This window comes from Bacteroidota bacterium, assembly GCA_016722375.1.
Classification (GTDB): Bacteria; Bacteroidota; Bacteroidia; order Chitinophagales; family LD1; genus Bog-950.
This window is the reverse complement of record JADKJG010000003.1, coordinates 56,621-75,149: the sequence shown is the minus strand read 5'-3', so window position 1 is coordinate 75,149 and position 18,529 is coordinate 56,621. Positions and strand designations below refer to the sequence as shown.

General features: G+C 43.6%; 15 protein-coding genes. 3 read left to right on the top strand and 12 right to left on the bottom strand.

Annotation, left to right across the window (positions count from 1 at the left end; translation table 11 throughout):
- Positions 1-19 precede the first annotated feature (19 nt).
- The 10 genes from IPP77_04020 to IPP77_03975 form a co-directional block, all read right to left on the bottom strand.
- Positions 20-1,687 (bottom strand): T9SS type A sorting domain-containing protein, encoded by a 1,668-nt coding sequence (locus IPP77_04020; protein MBL0308859.1) that lies wholly within the window; start codon positions 1,685-1,687, stop codon positions 20-22.
- Positions 1,688-1,689: 2 nt separating this feature from the next.
- Positions 1,690-5,400 (bottom strand): family 16 glycosylhydrolase, encoded by a 3,711-nt coding sequence (locus IPP77_04015; GenBank protein MBL0308858.1) that lies wholly within the window; start codon positions 5,398-5,400, stop codon positions 1,690-1,692.
- A gap of 1,479 nt (positions 5,401-6,879) precedes the next feature.
- A complete protein-coding gene (locus tag IPP77_04010) occupies positions 6,880-7,719 on the bottom strand; it encodes an SBBP repeat-containing protein (protein ID MBL0308857.1) in 840 nt (279 codons plus the stop codon).
- 367 nt (positions 7,720-8,086) lie between these two features.
- Positions 8,087-8,320, bottom strand: coding sequence for a hypothetical protein (locus tag IPP77_04005; protein ID MBL0308856.1), 234 nt, complete (start codon positions 8,318-8,320; stop codon positions 8,087-8,089).
- 67 nt (positions 8,321-8,387) lie between these two features.
- Positions 8,388-9,203: a glutamate racemase gene (murI, locus tag IPP77_04000; protein ID MBL0308855.1), complete on the bottom strand. Its 816-nt coding sequence runs from the start codon at positions 9,201-9,203 to the stop codon at positions 8,388-8,390.
- Between the two features lie 42 nt (positions 9,204-9,245).
- Complete coding sequence (locus tag IPP77_03995; protein MBL0308854.1) at positions 9,246-9,791, bottom strand: OmpH family outer membrane protein; 546 nt, start codon at positions 9,789-9,791, stop codon at positions 9,246-9,248.
- A gap of 24 nt (positions 9,792-9,815) precedes the next feature.
- On the bottom strand, positions 9,816-10,328 hold the full coding sequence (locus IPP77_03990; protein ID MBL0308853.1) for an OmpH family outer membrane protein: 513 nt from the start codon (positions 10,326-10,328) through the stop codon (positions 9,816-9,818).
- Between the two features lie 46 nt (positions 10,329-10,374).
- Entirely contained in the window at positions 10,375-10,893 is a 519-nt protein-coding gene (locus IPP77_03985; protein ID MBL0308852.1) for an OmpH family outer membrane protein, read from the bottom strand.
- A 74-nt stretch (positions 10,894-10,967) separates the two neighbouring features.
- Entirely contained in the window at positions 10,968-13,646 is a 2,679-nt protein-coding gene (locus IPP77_03980) for an outer membrane protein assembly factor (GenBank protein ID MBL0308851.1), read from the bottom strand.
- Complete coding sequence (locus IPP77_03975) at positions 13,643-14,392, bottom strand: isoprenyl transferase (GenBank protein MBL0308850.1); 750 nt, start codon at positions 14,390-14,392, stop codon at positions 13,643-13,645. The genes IPP77_03980 and IPP77_03975 overlap by 4 nt, the downstream gene beginning before the upstream one ends.
- Before the next feature lie 9 nt (positions 14,393-14,401).
- On the opposite strand from IPP77_03975, the gene IPP77_03970 reads away from it, so the two are divergent.
- On the top strand, positions 14,402-14,623 hold the full coding sequence (locus IPP77_03970; GenBank protein ID MBL0308849.1) for a hypothetical protein: 222 nt from the start codon (positions 14,402-14,404) through the stop codon (positions 14,621-14,623).
- A gap of 8 nt (positions 14,624-14,631) precedes the next feature.
- Here IPP77_03970 and IPP77_03965 read toward each other — a convergent pair whose 3' ends face one another.
- Entirely contained in the window at positions 14,632-15,015 is a 384-nt protein-coding gene (locus IPP77_03965) for a hypothetical protein (GenBank protein MBL0308848.1), read from the bottom strand.
- 359 nt (positions 15,016-15,374) lie between these two features.
- On the opposite strand from IPP77_03965, the gene IPP77_03960 reads away from it, so the two are divergent.
- Complete coding sequence (locus tag IPP77_03960; GenBank protein ID MBL0308847.1) at positions 15,375-17,186, top strand: SLC13 family permease; 1,812 nt, start codon at positions 15,375-15,377, stop codon at positions 17,184-17,186.
- Positions 17,187-17,302: 116 nt separating this feature from the next.
- Here IPP77_03960 and IPP77_03955 read toward each other — a convergent pair whose 3' ends face one another.
- Positions 17,303-18,055 (bottom strand): biotin--[acetyl-CoA-carboxylase] ligase, encoded by a 753-nt coding sequence (locus IPP77_03955; protein MBL0308846.1) that lies wholly within the window; start codon positions 18,053-18,055, stop codon positions 17,303-17,305.
- 83 nt (positions 18,056-18,138) lie between these two features.
- Here IPP77_03955 and rsfS point away from each other — a divergent pair, with 83 nt between their 5' ends.
- Positions 18,139-18,504 carry a ribosome silencing factor gene (gene rsfS, locus IPP77_03950; protein ID MBL0308845.1) on the top strand — a complete coding sequence of 122 codons (366 nt, stop codon included), beginning with the start codon at positions 18,139-18,141 and terminating at the stop codon, positions 18,502-18,504.
- Positions 18,505-18,529 lie beyond the last annotated feature (25 nt).

Below are 18,529 nucleotides of genomic sequence, written 5' to 3'. Positions count from 1 at the left end.
AAACATACTCTCGAAAAAGCTATTCCTTCACCACCTGCCTCACCACCCTTTCTCCATTCATAATGACCTCAATAAAGTAAACTCCATTAGGTAACGGTGCTAAATCAAGGTTCTTAGTATAACCGCTGCCCAGGTTAGTTTCCTTTCTATTATAGATTACCTGCCCCTTCGCGTTGCTGATTGTAAACGTGGCTTCGCTGATACCTTCTTTTGTTATTGCAATAGAAACATCCGATGTAAATGGATTAGGATACACCAATACTTTTACATCCTCCTTATTCAAATCATCTACTGCATTAAATGGTTCCATGCAAAATTTCAGCACCCAGTAATCGTAAGAATTCCAAGTTACGATAGTATCGCGATTGGGGTGGCTTTGATAACCGCCAATGTCTCCGTTTGTGGAGTTGGCCATCGCATAACAACCATCTGTAGTTTGAACGGCATAGCATCCCTGGTCATCCCCTAAAGAAAAAATAGTTTTATCCCATTGCTTCTTACCCTGGGAGTCAAGTTTTAATATCCAGGACTGATGAAGACCTAAATTACTTTCCGTTTTATCGAATGAGCTACTATCCTTGATTATCACGGCTGATGTAGCATTGCCAGATATAAGATATCCGTCATCAGAAGTTTTAGACATATCGGTAAAATCGGCACCAGCACTAAACCCTGCTTCCCATTCCTTAATGCCGGTTAGTCCAATCTTAATAAGCCAAAAACTACCTTTTATTATTTCCTTCTCACCCTCAATTCCACCCTCGCCTCGTCCACCCATTATGTAGCCCCCCTCTTCAGTATTAAAATTAAAATAAAGATAATCTGAGCGCGTCGTTCCAAATCGCTTATCCCATTGCTTATTCCCTACGGAATCTATTTTGACTATCCAGCCGTCAGGTTGTTGTGAATTGCTCGGGTTGGGGTTCCAATTGGGCTGTGTCCGGTCGCCGCTGCTGTCAGAACTGGAATATCCTGCTAATAAATATCCTCCGTCCACGGTTTGGATTACCGACCGAAGCATATCATCTTTATTACCCCCATAAGCCCGATCCCACTCATAATTACCCAGCGAATCGGTTTTCACTATCCAATAGTCATAAGTGGGTACAAACCAGGTGTTCCAGTTGGGCCAGGTACGGTCGCCGCTTACACCTGATGTAGAGCCTCCGCCAATGAGGTACCCTCCGTCATTAGTGCAGATAATTGTTTTAGGGTCGTCATCCCTACTACCCCCGTATCGCTTATCCCATTCTTTGATGCCTCCGGCACTTACTTTCACAATCCAATAATCAGTGCCGCCTTTTCCGGCTTGGGTATTATCTCCGTTTAAAGCACCTCCATTATAGCCACCTAAGAGGAAACCCCCATCTTTTGTTTCTACCATAGTTTCAAAGACATCAAAGCCCGTAGTACCAAAGCGTTTATCCCATTCTTTGGTGCCGTTGGAATCCATCTTGACCAGCCAGTAATCATACCCGCCCCGGGAATCTTCTGTTTTATCGCCACTTAAAGAAGATTCTGAATAGCCACCAATTAGATATCCGCTATTCCGCGTCTGTAATATTACCTTTGCTCTATCACGCTCAAAGCCTCCGTACCGCTTATCCCATTGTTTGATGAAGGTATATTGGGAGAGGCCTGTCAATGACCCAACTAAACATACAGTGAATATGATAAAGAACTTCATAGCTACATTTTAATGATCTTTCCGTAAGACACCTGACCTTTGCCGGAATATATTTTATAAAGATACAAACCTAAGGGCACATTATCAGCATCCCATCTCAAGTGGTGATATTTTGAACCGGCAGCTATTCTTTGCCTGCTTTCAAAAACTGCCTTCCCGGCAGGGGTTTCAATTTGAATATCTATGAAAGAACCAGATTCAACCCCGGCTATTTCAATAAAAAAAACATCATGAGATGGGTTAGGGTAAACTTTTACACTAATAACATTGCTTGTATCTAGTGCCGCACGTGATGAATCATGGGAATCTTTAACTTCTGGCATATCTGTGCCATTGCTATTATCCGTTTTGTATGAAGCAATTTGCCAGCCGTCGCTTTCTGGGCAAGGAGCTGGGATATCAGCAGACACCCATTTCACCACATGTAATTTATTCCGTTGACCGGCATAATATAAATCTCCAAAAGGACCCGGCTTAAAAGCCATCGGCCCCATAATGGATGATGAATAATCCATGGGGGTTTTATTCCAGTTCTCACGGGCAACAAGAAGCAGTTCATCGTTATCAATAAGTATTTTAGAGTCTTCACGATCACTGAAATAATACCAAATTTTATCATCCGTACCGCGGTAGTATATCATATTTCCATCGGGGCTTAAAGTTAATTGCGATGCGGCATTGTGATAGAGCTCGCATCGTGTCTCATTGTTATTGGCATCCTGTACAGAACTGAATTTTAATTTTACGGTTTCTTGAGTTATCCATGAATAATAATAAACTGCGTGGTTGCTACCTATAAAGTAAACCCGCGACCGGCCTTCTGCTTCGTCTATCAGCAAATCACCCAAAATATTAACATGTTGCGGAATAGTGCCGTGTAGCGGTATTTCCCAGATGTCAACCACCGGATTGGCAGATGAAGTCCACGTTCCATTGTGCCATTGCATTTGCCTGAGGTTATGTTGGTTGTCGCAATAATAAGTGAGGCAGCCACAAGTATGCATCACCATAGATCCCTCTACGAGGCTAGTATGGTTCAAGCTGGTATGCTCCTTCAAAAGGGGATTCCAACACCATATTTTTTTGTCGGTTCCTTTATACCATATCCTACCCGCAAAATCTGTATTCAGGTAGCCAGCACAGTTGGCTGGAATCGGTCTGTTTTTTTTACCTGCTATCAGCGGAATCCGCTTTTCCCACAATCCCCAGAAGCTATTATAGCTGTAATATTGAAGCCGGTTACCCAAACTTTGGTAATAAACCAGCTTTTCGGTCACTGGCGTGATGTAATTTTTCACATCCGGGAAACGAGGTAAGGGAATGTTGACTTTACCATGAAAAGGAAGCCATACTTTGAAAAACTCGACCGGCAGAATGGCTGATTCTGTCCAAAGCCCATTCGAATATTGTGTGGCGATGCCACACAGGGTATAGCTATTAAAAAACACTTTGGTGTTTGAGCCGGATGAAATAACCCCCAAATTGGCACCGGTGATATCTCTGGTAACGTGAATAAAGCTGTTAACAACTGGTGCAGGGTAATGGTGTGAAAGGGTAGATGAGTAGCGAGTATTTTCAAGTGTTTTCGCAGTGCAAACATCTAAATTTTGCAGGCTTCGTTTCGGGATATTACATTCGCTTCCGGTGTTTGCCTTCGGAGTATAATAACGAAAGTAATCCACCAGCATCTGATAGGACTCATCATCCGCGCCTTGTTGAATTCCTAGGCCAAAGGTGAGGATTCCTTTATTACCATTTGTCATATTTTGAGGATATGGATTGACCGTTCGGTCTATAGAACGGGTTTCTTTGCCATCCACAAAAAATATTATCTCCTCTGTATTGATCAGAATAGAGTAAGTATGCCAGTCCTGTGAATAATCACAGTCCGTTTTTTTCCAAGTCGAATATTGACAGCCCCTCTGACCTTCTGGCCGATCATTGTCATGAACATTAGAAGTAGTTTTTGAGGCACCATTATAATTTTCAAACATATCGAATTCAAAACTACCGCCAAAAGTCCAAAATGAAGGCCATGCTCCGGTGCCAGCTGGTGTAATGCAGCGCAACTCCATGAGAGATGTTTCACTAAGATTCACCACAAAATTTTTAGCCACCACTCCTCCGGATTGGTAATGGAAAGATAGAGGAGCTTCAAATGGATAAGCGCAGGTGGTGGCATTGTAGGGAGATGTCTTGGGGAGGGCTAACTTGGTAGCGGTAAATGCCGCAATACCGGGATCTAATATATCTACTTCTCCGCCGTCTCCCGTCTCAGTGGTGTAATTATTTATGTAGTCCTCGGATTGTTGATACCAATTTCCTGTGGATTCGTTTTTTGCCAGTACCCAATGCGTAGCACAATTTTCGATATCGCAATCCACTGGTAAGGCGGAACCAGCATCAAAGCAAATGCCGAAAAACCATTTATCTGAATTGCGCAATTCCGCAAGATCTCCGTACGTAAACTCATCACTACGTTCTGCATTATATTCCCAATGGGTTTTATCCAAAATACCCGCACTCATAACTTTGTACTCATTCTTCCTTTGCCTCCTCAAGGACCTGCTCACTTTCCCGGTGGTACTGTTCCTGCTCCGCAGCCAGATCAGGGAGTCGGAACCAGCCTCCAGCATTAAGCCGATATCAGCCGGAGAAGAAACAATAGTCGAGTTGTCAAAATCTAGATTCACCGCCCATTCAATTTCATCGCCACCCTCACCTGCTTGCACGGCACTGAGGGTGACGGTTTTAGCTTCAAAGCTATCTGCCACTACATATTGCGATTCGGGGGCAATAGGCGAGGCTATGTTGGTAACTGTGACTTGCAGGTCAGCCGTGGTCGTACCACAGCCGGTAAGACCTGTGGCAGTAGCCCTCACCACAAAATCGGAATTGGGATGGAACACGACGCCGGTTAAGGTGTCAATAGTTGCGTCACCGCTTAGAATACTATAGTTGGTGAAAACGGCATTCTCCGCCACGGCGATATAGACCAAGCTGTCCAACGCATAAACAAAAGTATCTCCCTCATAAAAAATCGGGGTGTCCACCGGCTCCAATACCATCACCAGAATAGCAGAGTCCAGTATCTCATAGGTGGTTTTTGTGGTGTCGGCAGCAATTATATTAAATAGAGTCATTGTGTCAATAGCGCCCGTGTTCAAGATCAGCACGTCATCATTTCCCAAAGAACTGGCTACCACGGTGGTGTCAATTCTCAGGCTGTATAAATATCCGCCGTGTGTATTGGCTATGGGAATTTCAACAGAGGTCCCCACGCATTGGGTAATGATAGTATCATAAACAGGGTCTGGCAAGGTGTCTGTTGACATGACAATCATCTGTATGGTAGCTGCCTTAGAAACACAGCCAGTAACACTATCTATTGCCCGCAGCCATATCAGCGTATCAGCCCCCGGATTTACTATAGCTGAAATAGAGGTGGGAGAGGTATCTGTATAGGATGCAGTAAAGGCACTGTCTGCGGACCATTCAATTAGATTTCCTCTTCCACCAACACTTATAGGCTCCATAATGAAGAGGTGTGGAGTATCGCTCAACACCCCAAGGGGTGAAGGCATACTGATGGTAATATAAGGCACATATACGTTCATGAACCCTTCTATCGTATCACAACCCAACAACCCGAAACAGGTGGCTTTGACGGTAAAGCTGCTCGTCACCTGGCTGACATCCGCTGGCAGAGTCAATCACCGCACCACCGCCGTTTATTGAATAAACTATTGAAACACTATTAGTCGCTGCTGCCGTATAACAACTCGTGCTGCCTGTACAAAGTATGGTATCCCCTGTATTAAACATAACGGTATCCATCATTGGCGGGATAGTTACATTCACAGAAGCGTATTCCTTTAAACATCCTGTACCAGTATCTATGGCCGCCACAGTAAACATGGTATTCGTGTCAATAACTCCTGTACTGATATTCAATGTGTCCCCCGTACCAAATTCAATATTTACGACTACACTATTCACCATCAATTCATACAACACTCCCACTTGTGAATTAGGAATCTTGATGTAAGTAGACGAGCCGGCACATACCATAGTATCAACAGTGTAAGGAGTAACATTCTCAGGCAACTCATTCACCCCCCCTGCTGTCCAAACTATTTCACTCACACAACCGGTTATGCTATCCCTGCTCCTCATCCAGAGCGTATCCATAGCCCCTGATTCCACCAAGCGATTTATACTGCCATTACTCTCAATGATTTCGGTGGTATCAAAAGAACTGCTCAAAGCCCATTCAATTTGATTACCGCCGCTGCCGGGCTGGATGCTGTCAAACGTAAAGAGCACGGCAGTGTCGCTGCAAGAGGTTTGTGGGGCGGGTGGTGTCGGGGCGGATGGGATTTGGGATAGTCTGAAATTGGTTGTGTATTCGGCTCCCGTAGCAGATGGATTTGAAGCAACAATTCTTAACCTATATTTACTACTAGCAGGGATTGTATCTGGTATGGACGCTGTGATGGTACCTGAAGTAGTAGCGCTTAACGTTCCTATTGGAACCGGATTGGCAAAACTGCCAGCGGTGTCGGATAGCTGAACCGTAAATACATTCGTAGTGTCATAAGTAATGCCAGCCCTATATTCTACGTCAAAGGCTCCGGTGCCGCACACCATGTTTTCACCTTCCGCTACTTTCGTGATGAGAAGCGGTGGGGTGGCTTTGAAGTAAAAGACATCATTAGATCCCGACGATGTACGGCTGATGCCGCCAAAGTTCACCGTACCCCCAAAAACACCGGCAACATACAAATCCCCGTCTTTATCACAAGCTATTTCCATAGCATAATCAGATGAGGTGCTGCCATACGTTTTTACCCAGAGCGGTTTGCCGGAATAATCCAATGCGGCAATCAGTATATCAGCACTACCCGCTGTGGTAGCCGTAAAGGAACCGATAGAAGTAGTGGCACCGACAGCACCTGCAAAGTAAATAGTGGAATCATGTAATGTTACGCTGGGCCCGATATACCCGGCAGCTTTTCCCATCGTCCGAGTCCATTGCACATTACCGTTTGAATCGTACATAACTACCGCTTCACATAGATAGGGAATCGTGTCTGTACCAAATATGGCACCTGTATTGGCTAAGACGGTATATATGGCATTACCTGATTTATCCATGACCACCTGAATGCCATTTTCATTCTGCGCACCTGTCACCCCTGCTCTTCGTAGCCAAACGAAGCTGCCATTAGAAGCATCCACTTTGGCAATAAAGGCATCGTATCCACCGGCGCTGACAGCCGATAGTGTTCCAAAGGTGCCCGTATTCTGAAAACGTCCACATACATAAAGGTAGCCATCCACCACGTTAGAGATTCCATACCCAAAGTCATCCCCGGTGCCGCCGAATTTTTTACCCACTGTATGGTTCCGCTGTTATTGAACTTAGCGATGAATCCGTCATTGCTGCCACTGGAGGAAAGCGATGTTCCTTCAAAAGAGAAACTGCCCGCAAAACTGCCCGTGATGTAAATGTTACCATCGCGGTCTAAGCTAAGGCGGTATCCATAATCACCACTTGATCCACCTATCTTTTTCCCCCAAGAGCAGGTACCGGTTGAACCTAGTTTGGCCAGCAAGATGTCCTGACCGGAGGTGGCCTGTGAGGTGCAAAGAGAATTTGTTCCTGACCTATTGCCTACGATATAGATATTATTCAGGCTATCCAGTCTTAAACCCATGACGTTATCGTTTTGGGTAATGATATATTTTGATGAAGTACAGGCGCCGACAGTATCCAACCGCACAAAGGACACATCATAACTGTTAGACCCTCCCGTTATGGTACAACTGCCGTTGAAATTGACGCTCGTACCGCTAATGACTTGCTGCGCAGCGTAGGTGCGCTTGCTGCTGTCCACCGCTACGTTAAAGCCTATATCCTTGCCCGAGCCGCCTACCCGAATGGCCCATTTCATGTCTTGAGCGCTGAGAAATGTTTTTCCGAAAAAGATGAGGAGTAGGCATACAAGGAACGGGAGAGATTTTTTCATGGCTTTAGGTTTATGTGAGTTTATTGATAAAAGAATCTATCCTTTGTTCAACACCAATGCTAACCCTTCAGCTATCACACCCTATGTTCTTCCTTCAAGGGGAAACCAAAATCACCAACTACATCTCATTCTTGCTGTCCGGGTATCTTTCCATAATTGTTGAGTAAAAGTACGATTCTGTTAATGATTGCCAAAACATTTGTGTGTTATAACTCGCATATCTTCAAATTTAATCTCAGAATATTGTGATTTTAAACCTCCTGAATCATGCGCATCTAAATATAGCGAAAAAATCGTCTTTTCATCAAAATTTTGCGTTTATCTATGAATTAACAATTTTATAGTCTGTTTTCCCAAATATCTAGACTCATTCTGTCACAGAATGAGGGAAGTCCGTGACAGAATGAGGGAAGTCCGTGACGGAATGAGGTAAGTCCGTGACGGAATGAGGTAAGTCCGTCGCAGAAATAGGTAAGTCTGTTATAAGAATAGGGAAGTTCGCCACGGAATTAGGGGAGTCAGCTACGGAAATAGCTATTTCTGTGATAGGAATATGTAAGTCTGTGACAGGAATACCCAAAACCGCTGCAAAAACAGGCAAGATTATTGATGGAATCAGGAGGGCTGTTGCAGAAGTTGGAAGAGACGAACTTGAATTTAGGATTCCTTTATTTCCAAATGTCTAAGTGCTTCAAATGGATGGCATGGCCATAGAAAATCTGGGTTGTTTTTTCAAAAGATTCGGTGAAGTCGGAAACGAAGAATTTGTCCTGGGCCGTTTTCTTATCTGAATCAAGGTTTTCTTTTTCGAGAATCCATTTCAAACGGGCCGCTACGACTTCGGCAGAGTCAAAGATTTTGATGCGGTGGTGATAGAAGGCGGAAATTTCATTTTTAATGAGCGGATAATGCGTACAAGCAAGTACCAGCGCATCAATGTCTTTTAGTTCTTTGCGAGCCAGATATTTTTCCAGTATGGCGCTGCTGATGTTGTTGTGATAGAAGCCTTCTTCAATCATCAAGGCAAGCAGAGGGGTAGCTACCGCCGCATATTTTAGTTCCGGCCTTCGCCGCGAAAATTTCTCCTGATATACGCCCGAAGCAACGGTGGTTCGCGTAGCGATGATGCCCACTTTTTTAATGGCTTGATCGGCAATGACGGCTTCAATCATCGGGTCAATGACATTGATAACCGGCACATCCCCTTTATACTGATCGCGCAGCCATTCATAGGCAGCAGCCGAAGCGGTGTTGCACGCAATGACGATGGCTTTGCACTGTTTTTCATGCAGCAAGAATTCAGTAATCTTTTGTGCATAGGAGCGAACCAGTTCCGGCGATTTGTCGCCGTAGGGAAGGTTTGCCGTGTCTCCAAAATAGATAATCTGTTCTTGGGGCAATAGTTTAGAAATAGCATTGGCGACCGTTAAGCCGCCAATGCCTGAATCAAAAACACCAATGGGCTGATGTTTTTGTTGTTTCACTTGTTACTGATTTACTTGCTTCTGCTGTTGAGTACTGTGAAATTATTTGCCCGGAGCCGGAGTCGGCGGCGCAGCAGTAATTCCTAATTTTTTCATAACCAGATCGGTTACGTCATTTTGCCCTTCGGTGAAGTAAGGGATACTGCCCGAAACCACATCCAAAATATAAGCGTAGCTATTTGCTTGGGCTATTTCCTTCACCGCCTTGATATATTTTTCATTGATGGGCTTCAATTTTTCCTGTTGCATCTTTTGCAGATCGCCGTTTACCTTCTCTTCAAAATCCTGAATTCTTTTCTGCAAATCTTGCAATTCCTGAATTTTAGATTCAATGATTGGATCGGGAGTGGCTTTGTCGTTACTCAAAGCCTGTAGGTCTTTCTGCTTTTTTTCATAATCGCCGTACATAGATTCAAGCGCCTTGGTGTAAGCCTGCTTTTGTTTGTCAATATCACCGGTCATTTGCTTGAATTCGGGCATGGCTTGCAAAATATTAAGCGAGTTGAGGTGTCCGATTTTCTGTTGGGCGTTGACGCTTCCACAAAAGGCAACTAAAATAGTAAGGACTGCTAAAAGTGATTTCTTCATTTCTGTTTTTGTTTTTTCGATTGATTAATTGATTCCCATTTTTTGTTTGACCATGTTGGTGATATCACCGCTGTTTTCAGGATAGTAAACCAAGATTCCGGCGGCAATATCGAAAATGTAGCTATACCCATTTTCTTTCGCTACCTGATTCACTATTTTAATGTATTTGTCGTTGAGGGGTGTCATCAGTTTCTCATGCATCTTTTGTATATCAGCACTGGCCTTGCCTTCAAAGCCATCAAGCGTTTGTTGCAGGCTGTCCAGTTCCAGCATTTTTTCTTCCCGTACGGCCATCATCATGCTCATGCCATATTCCGATAATTCTTTTTGGCGCGCCTGATAATCCTGATACATCTTCTGCATCTGGAGTTGGGCATCTTTTTGTTTCTTTTCCAAAACAGCCGTCATCTGCTTATACTCCGGCATGGCTTCCAGTATCTCGCTCGAGTTGATGTGTCCATATTTCTGTTGTGCCTGAATGGTGCCTACAGATATAAAGAGTGATGCGATAAGAAGGACTATTATTTTATTGGTCAAGGGGCGCAAATATAAATTTTTAGAGAAACCAGTATTTGAAAACAATTTATGGCTTAGGGGTGATTCCTAAAGCCGAAAGAATATCGTCGCTTTTGTTGTATTTGTCGCCGGCATAAAGCATGGTAGGCCCGCTGGAACGGTCGAAGATAAAATCAAACGTTTTAGCCAGAGCAAATTTCTGAATCTCTTCATAAATCTTGTCCTGAATAGGTTTGATGAGTTCCTGCCGTTTTTTGAACAGCTCACCGCTAGGACCAAACTTGTCCTTCTGAAATTCTTTCACATCCTTCTCCTTGGCTTCAATTTCCTTGATTTTCTGCTGTTTCATCGGCTCGGTCATCAGCACCTGTTCTGCCTGAAACTGCTTATACATATCATCCACCGATTTCATTTTGGCTTCCACCTCTTTCTGCCAACCGGCGGCTACGGCATCTAATTGTTTCTGCGCTTCGCTGTACTGAGGCATTTTGCCCAGTATATATTCCATGTCCACGTAAGCAAATTTCTGCGCAAAACCCGAAATGCTCATCATCAGAGCGGCTATTAATATGACTGTCTGTTTCATAATATTTACGTTTTTACAAGATTAGACCAATTATCTGTGCAAGGATACATGCGTTATATTTTTTTCACAAATCATTATTCCGGCTCCCGACCTAAAATGATTCGGAACTGACCGTATTTGGCAAATATGTTCTTTCCTGTAGGCTGCAATCCGAATTTGGTGCGGTCAAAGCCCAGACCATAGTCAAAACCTAATAATCCAAACATAGGCAGGAACACTCTTACTCCGACTCCGGTAGAGCGGGCTAAATCATACGGCCGGTAATCGCTCAGGCGATTCCAGAAATTGGAAGCCTCTCCAAATACCAAGGCATAGATGGTGGCAGATTGATTTAGGGAGATAGGATAGCGCAACTCCACAAAATACTTATTGTATATCGGTGCTCCTCCTTGCGGGGTGACCACCGGATAGCCGCGCATGGAAATAATATCACGTCCTAACTGTGCTGCGGCATTCATATTGCTTAATCCATCACCGCCCAACTCTACCCGTTCAAAGGGAGAATAGCCCAGTCGCGGATTGTAATAACCCAAGAAAGAAAGGCTGGCTGATGATTTGAATACTAGGTTTTTCCAAACAGGAAGATACCATTCAAACTGTATTTTCCATTTATGGAACTCCACCCATTTATAGCGCTCTGCATCAGAAAGCAAAGAGCTTTCAAAAGATAGATTCTTGCGGGCGTTGAATAAACTGGAGTAGGGAAGGGTCAATTTGCCCTGAAACATCAGGTAGATACCTCGATTATAAAAAGTAGGGGCCACTAGGTCGCGAGAATCACGCGACAAAGTCAACTGCAGGTTCAAGTTCACGGCTTTGCCGGTAGAGAAGGTAAAGAAGGTGGCGTAATTATCTAGGATATAATGCTGAAACTCTAAGCCTATTTCGCCGGTAAAGAAATCGTCGGGCCATTTTACGCGGGTTCCCAGTCCGAGATAAACGCTGGTAGAAAAATACTTGCCCGTGATTTTTGTGAAGTCAGCAGGATCCAGCGAATTGGCGCGCAGGCGGTTGAAAGCGAAGTTGAGCGCTTGTGGTTTTTTGCCTCCCAACCAAGGTTCCGTAAACGAAACACTATAGGACTGAAAAGCCCTTCCGTTGGTCTGCACCCGAATGCCCAATCGCTGGCCATCACCGGACGGAAGCGGAGACCAGGCCTTTTTATCAACAATATTTTTGATGGAGAAATTGGTGAAGTTGACACCGAGTGTTCCAAACAATCCTCCGGTATTCGTCGCCGTAGCGCGGCCTCCATAACCGGCAGAGAGTTCTAATTGGTCAGAAGGCTTTTCCGTTACCCTATATTCAATATCCACCGTTCCATTTTCAGGATTGGGAATCGGGATAACATCCAACTGAGCCGGATCAAAGTATCCTAAGTTCACTATCTCTCTTTGCGAGCGAATCAGATCCGTCCGACTGAATTTGTTGCCCGGAAGTGTGCGGAGCTCTCGTCTAATTACTTTTTCGTTGGTCTTCGTGTTTCCAACAATCCGTACTTCGTTGATGGTTGCCTGCGCTCCTTCATTGATACGCAGCTCTATATCAATGGAATCTCCCTCTACTTTCACCTCCATCGGGGTAACACTGAAAAAAAGATACCCATCATCCATATATAAGGAGCTCAAATCGCCTCCGTTCGGATTCATGAATATTCGTTCATCCAACAATTTCTGACTATAGACCTCCCCCTTCTTTATATTGACAATTCGGGCTATGAGCGAATCCGGATATTTCGTATTGCCGTTGAAGTAAATGTTCCGGAAATAATATTTTGCGCCTTCATCCACCACTAAATTAATGCGCATATTCTTGCGATCTACCAAATACACACTGTCATGCACTATCCGTGCGTCTCGATAGCCTTTGCTATTATAGAACTCAACAATTTTTTGTTTATCCTTTTCATAATCATCCGTCTTGAATTTGGATGATTTGAAAATATTCAGATTCACATGGGGGGCAGAGTATTCCCATATCCTCAAAGGTGAAATACTTCCTATGACCTGATACCAACGAACTTTGAAAATAGAATCGCGTTCAAAGTTTTTCTTAAACCGAAACAGTCCATCCAAATCAAACTTCACTTTCTCTCTCGTGTCTTTCATCTTCCGCTTGAGAGCAGCTTCTGAAAGTTCATGGTTCCCGATGATATTGATTTCCTCAATCTTCACCTTCACCCCTTTCGTCACTTTGATTTTCACCAGCACGCTGTTCGCCAACAAGGAATCTTTCGCTTCGTCTATCTCTACATCTACCGATAGAAATCCTTTGTCTATATAATAGTTCTTCACCGTGTTGACGGTCAGGCTGCGCATGTTTTCTGTGAAGATACTACCTGCCCGCAACTCCAGTTTCTTTCTCAGGTCTTCTGCATCGCTATTCTTAATCCCCTTGAAAGAGAATCGCGAGATACGTGGCCGTTCTTCCACATGAATCACGAGATAAATTTTCCCGGCTTCTATTTTATCTGCCGTGATGGAAATATTGGTAAAAAGTCTTTGTTTCCAAAGCGACTTGATCGCCTTAGGAATGGGGTCGCCGGGTATTTTTATTTTATCCCCCTTTGCCAATCCCGAAAGGGTAACAAGGATTCGGCCATCGAGGAACTTAGCGCCCTCCACCCGAACATCGCCTATCTCATATTCTCCTCCGTGACCATAGTCAAAAAATGGGAGCGTGTCTTGTCCATATAAAAAGGACGAAACAATCAGTGCTATAAAAAGAAAGGTCGGCTTAGAAGAAAAGGTCATGAAGTCGTTGCTATCTGTTCGCTGGTTTTGCCGAACCTTCTTTCCCGGTTTTGAAATTCAATAATGGCTTGATACAGTTCTTCTTTCTTGAACTCGGGCCAGAATATATCGGTGAAATAATATTCTGCATAAGCAAGTTGCCATAATAGAAAATTGCTCACCCGCTTTTCGCCGCTGGTTCTAATCAGCAGTTCCGGATCCGGTATTCCTGTCGTGTATAAATGTTGATTGACCAATGTTTCGTTGATGTCTTCCAGAGCTAAGGTTCCGTTCTTCACTTCTTCGGCAATCTTTTTCGCAGCATGAGTAATTTCGTTTCTGCCACTATAACTCAAGGCAAGAATTAAATCCATCCGACTATTATTCTTGGTACTTTCTACTGCTTCTTGCATTTCTTTTACAACACCTTGAGGCAGGGAATCCAAGTCTCCGATTAGGCGGAGGCGAATATCATTTTTCAATAGAGTTTTCAGCTCTATCTTGACGGTCTTTAACAAGAGTTGCATCAAGGCGCTGATTTCTGTTTTCGGGCGGTTCCAGTTCTCGGTAGAGAAGGCGTAAAGCGTCAGATATTTAATGCCCAACTCTGCACAGCCTTCCGAAGTTTCGCGAACAGAACTCACCCCGTTGGTGTGACCAAAGATTCTGTTTTTGCCGTGCTGTTTTGCCCAACGACCATTGCCATCCATGATGATGGCGATGTGCTTGGGCAATTTGCTCAGGTCTATTTGGTCTTTCAGGCTCACGTTTACGTAATGATTAACGCCTTTGCGAAGATATATTTTCCAAAGGCGGGCAAAGATATTATTTTATGGGTCTGTCACTGTGCCGGGATGCAGGCTGCATTTTCTGTGCTTGGCAGCCGCGAAATTCATGCCGGGATTGATACATTTATTACACGAAACAGATTGTCGGCCAAGGGGCTGCTTGGAGGGTTTCAATCAGAACCTTTGGTTATGGTTGAAGTAGCTTTATGAAAAAGGGTTTAAGCATTTTTCCTAATCGTCAACACTTCGCGGAATATTTCGTTTTCCTTTTTAAGCAACTTCATCTCCTCATGCAGTCTCGCTATTTCTTCTCGCAGGTCTTCTGCCTCCTTTTTCCCCATGCTCGGCTGACTGATTTTTGGCTTGTAAAATTCAAGAAGATTTTCGTCTAATAATTCTGAAATGCGCAGCAACATAGGAACAGGAATATACTTTTGGCGCAGTATATAATAGATAGCGCCGCCCTTTCGCCCCAAGGCATGTTTCAGGTCGGCTACTTTCATTCGTTTCTTTTCCATCACCAGTTTGATGACTTTGCCAATATGCGGTTGGTCGGCAGCGTTTTGCTCGCCGAGCAGTTCTTTATTTCCGTAAGTACCCATTTTGTTGTTCTTTGAATGATAAAAATAGCATTTTTTCAACTATTTATCAAACATCATTATTATTTTATCAAATTAGTTCAATCATTCATCGTTATCATTCTAAATTATATTATTATGGTTCAACCATGTATCAAACTATTTCAACCCTTTATGGAGCTTTTTTATCCATTTAGTAAAATAAGTCGAAAATATATCGTACTATTTCAAAGGAGTTCTTCAAAGGGACGGTTTTTGATGGAGAATATAATTTCATAGCAAGGATAACCGAAAGCGGTAGAAATCGGCAAGTCGGTTCATCTACCTTTTCAAGAAACATCGTCCACTACATAAATGTATCCATAGAAAACTATTTTCGTTTCATGTTCAACCTTTACCAAGAATTGCTGGTATATGCCGATTTGGTTATCACGTTGCTGATTATTGCCTTCGGAATATTTCTGTTTGTTAAAGAATATTTCACCATTGACACTACGTCTATCATCATCATGGCCTGCTTTATCGTTGCGGGAGTTTTATCGCCGGCAGAAGGATTTGCCGGTTTTAATAATTCTGCCACCATTACGGTAGCTTGTATGTTTGTTTTGGGTGCGGGAGTTTTTAAAACCAATGTGCTGGACGGGGTGGGAAATCTTCTGATCCGAGCTGGCAGGGTGCATCACATATTTACGATAGCCGTTATTATGACGTTTGCGGGATTGCTCTCTGCATTCATCAATGATACGGCCGTAGTGGCTATGTTTCTTCCGTTGGTGTTGCAGGTGGCTAAACAATCAAAAATGCCCGCCAGCAAATTGTTGATGCCGCTTTCCTTTGGTGCTTTGCTTGGCGGAACATGTACGCTGATTGGCACTTCTACCAATATCTTGGTCAGCGGCATAGCCGAAAGCTATGGCAAGGCGCCTTTGGGGATGTTTGAATTTTCTCAAGCAGCGCTCTGGTTGCTGGCAGGCGGAGTTATTTATATGTTGACGATTGGTAATTGGCTGATGCCCAATAGAAAACCCGATTCGGAGGTTCATGAAATTGCGACCAGAAAGGGCTACATCACCGAGATACTCCTAAGCCCCGGCGCTTCAGATATAGGGAAGCCGATAAAGCACTCCAACATTGTGAAGGAGTTTGAAGCCACTCCGATTGGGTTTTATCAGAACCAAAATTATATAGAGGATATCGGTGATGAAAAATTATTGGCAGCCGGTGATATTTTGCGTATAACTATTGCACCCCAAAATTTGTTGAGTCTCCAAAAGGAAAAGGGCATTTCGATTCCATTTGAAAGAAAGCATGCCAAAAATATAGGCGATGACAAGAAGTTTAAACTCTTTGAACTTTCCATCCCTTCCGGTTCTTCTTTTGCGGGCAAGTCCTTGCAACAATTGTATTTCCGCCAGACTTATGATGCCATTGTCATGGGGGTATATCGCAAGGCCGAGAACCGTCATTCCAATTTTGCCGACATGGTGCTCAACGAAGGCAATGTATTGCTGGTGCTATGCGATGAAGACAAACTCTATCAAATAATCAGCGACGGCAATCTCATTTTGATTTCAGACTATACGCCAAAAAGAATCCATGTCAAGAATACAGTGATAGCCTTGGCAATTGCTGTAGGAGTTATCGGCACGGCTGCTTTAAATATTGCTCCTATTGTGATTAGCGCCATGGTGGGTTGTTTGTTGATGATTATACTCGGCATCATAAAGCCGGAAGAAGCCTATCGTTCGGTGGATTGGAAAGTAATATTTATGCTCGCCGGGGTATTATCTATGGGCGCCGCGCTCGAAAAATCTGGCGGAGCGGCACAAATGGGAATTGGCATTGAGAAACTTCTCGGTGGTTTTCATCCTCAAGTAGCCTTGTCATTTGTCTTTCTGGTCACCTTTATCGCTACCAATTTTATTTCAAACAATGCAACCGCCGCCTTGATGACTCCCATCGTTATCAGCCTTTCCAATCAAATGGGATTATCCGAACGACCGTTCATCGTTGCCGTTGCTTTTGCCGCCTCTTGCAGCTTTATGACTCCAATTTCTTATCAAACCAATACCATGATTTACGCACCGGGCAATTATCAATTCAATGATTACCTGAAGATAGGTACGCCACTCAATATTCTGTTGTGGATTATCGCTACGATAGTGATACCGATATACTTTCCCTTCGCGAAATAGGCGGGCTGGCAACTATCCGGTTTCTTTGTCATAAAGATGTCTTGGATAAAAGAGAATCTACCCATCCCTTTTTGTTGGATAAGAAAAATTGGCAGGTTGAAATATGATGGAACGGCTCAGATCACATACTGCACTTCCTTAAAGGCAAAGCGCTGTTCTTTTCCGTTGGAATGCAAGATAAGTTTACCTTCTTTAGTCACCCCGTTTATCTCTCCCTTAAAAACACGGTCGCCCTTTTTGAATTCATGCGTTTGCTGATAGCGATACAAACTATCAGTGTAGGCCCGATCCAAAAAGTTGAAATGAAGCTGTTGCAGTTGTAGATAATATTTCTCTAAAAAGGAACAGAGGTCCGTCACCAACGAAGGCAGGTCGAACGTATGGCCTGCTATTTGAGCAAACGAAGCCGGATTAGGGATGTCGGGGTCGAAGGTAGATTGGTTGATGTTCAATCCTATGCCAATAATAGACGAGGAAAGCTTGTTGCCGCTTATGGTGTTTTCAATCAGAATACCCCCCAGTTTCTGATTGAGATAGTATATGTCGTTCGGCCACTTGATTTTGATGTCGTCTTTCAAAATAAACTCACAAAAATCCTTAACAGCCAAAGCCACTGCCATACTTAAAAAGAATTGTTTGTCTGCCTCCAAAAAATCGGGATAGAGCAACACGCTCATGGTGATGTTCTGATTGCTTTCCGAAGACCAAGTAGTCCCCATTTGCCCTCTGCCACCGAACTGTTCTCTGGCGACAACGACTGTTCCATGAGCGGGTGGGTCAGATGTGAGTAGCACTTTAATATAGCTGTTGGTAGAGTCCACAGCTTCCAACTCGATTAGATTTTTTCCGATAAAAGGCTTGTTTGTCATGACTTCATTCTCTATTAGGTTTGTGAAAACTAATTACTTTTGGGAAGTATTGCAGGCAAATTTTATCCACAAAATACAGGCATTTGGCAAAAAAGAAATCGGAGGCTGGAAGTTTAAAGAAAGTTGTACTTGATGCTATTTTGGATAAAAAGGGGAAAGAGCTAGTCGCTCTTGACCTCAGAAAAATAAAAATTACCCCGGCGGATTTTTTTATTATCACGCATGGCGATTCGAGCACACAGGTCAGAGCCATCTTTGACAATGTAGTAAAAGAGGCAAAAGAGAAAGGTTTTACGCCATATCATACAGAAGGTTCCGGAAACTCTGAATGGATCATTGTTGATTTCGCGGATGTGGTGGTTCATATTTTTCTGCGCGACAAGAGGGACTTTTATGCACTGGAAGAGTTGTGGAGCGATGCCAAGTTGACCAAATACGGCGAGAGCTGAATAAGAAAGAATACAATAATACAAC

Bases quoted from the DNA above. Each gene is read 5' to 3' on its own strand.
- IPP77_04020 (MBL0308859.1), bottom strand. From the start codon at position 1,687: ATGAAGTTCTTTATCATATTCACTGTATGTTTAGTTGGGTCATTGACA.
- IPP77_04010 (MBL0308857.1), bottom strand. From the start codon at position 7,719: ATGAAAAAATCTCTCCCGTTCCTTGTATGCCTACTCCTCATCTTTTTC.
- IPP77_03995 (MBL0308854.1), bottom strand. From the start codon at position 9,791: ATGAAGAAATCACTTTTAGCAGTCCTTACTATTTTAGTTGCCTTTTGT.
- IPP77_03985 (MBL0308852.1), bottom strand. From the start codon at position 10,893: ATGAAACAGACAGTCATATTAATAGCCGCTCTGATGATGAGCATTTCG.
- IPP77_03980 (MBL0308851.1), bottom strand. From the start codon at position 13,646: ATGACCTTTTCTTCTAAGCCGACCTTTCTTTTTATAGCACTGATTGTT.
- IPP77_03970 (MBL0308849.1), top strand. From the start codon at position 14,402: ATGATTAACGCCTTTGCGAAGATATATTTTCCAAAGGCGGGCAAAGAT.
- IPP77_03965 (MBL0308848.1), bottom strand. From the start codon at position 15,015: ATGGGTACTTACGGAAATAAAGAACTGCTCGGCGAGCAAAACGCTGCC.
- IPP77_03960 (MBL0308847.1), top strand. From the start codon at position 15,375: ATGTTCAACCTTTACCAAGAATTGCTGGTATATGCCGATTTGGTTATC.
- IPP77_03955 (MBL0308846.1), bottom strand. From the start codon at position 18,055: ATGACAAACAAGCCTTTTATCGGAAAAAATCTAATCGAGTTGGAAGCT.